This window comes from Bradyrhizobium cosmicum (genome assembly GCF_032290525.1).
Taxonomy (GTDB): Bacteria; Pseudomonadota; Alphaproteobacteria; order Rhizobiales; family Xanthobacteraceae; genus Bradyrhizobium; species Bradyrhizobium cosmicum_A.
Map to the genome: position 1 here is coordinate 1 of NZ_JASXTA010000496.1, position 245 is coordinate 245.

At 67.8% G+C, this 245-nt stretch carries 1 protein-coding gene; it reads left to right on the plus strand.

Annotation, left to right across the window (positions count from 1 at the left end; translation table 11 throughout):
* On the plus strand, positions 1-245 hold a 245-nt coding region (locus QSV46_RS40695; protein ID WP_314964395.1), incomplete at both ends, for a hypothetical protein.

The following is a 245-nucleotide window of genomic DNA, read 5'->3' on the forward strand; positions in this document are numbered from 1 at the left end:
GCCCTGCTCGGCTACTACGGCGGCCAGGACTACCTCGAGTCGCAGATCAACTGGGCGGTCTCGGGCGGCATGGCCGGCTCGACGATGAAGGCCGCGACCGACGTCGCCGCCATCCGCGACGGCTTCTCGCTCAACGACACCTTCGAGGGCAACAGCCCCATCGACATCGCCGGCACGGAGTTCGGCAACCAGGGCGACACCGACTACGGCTCGGCGGTCACGATGATCGAGGCGACCGAGAACTC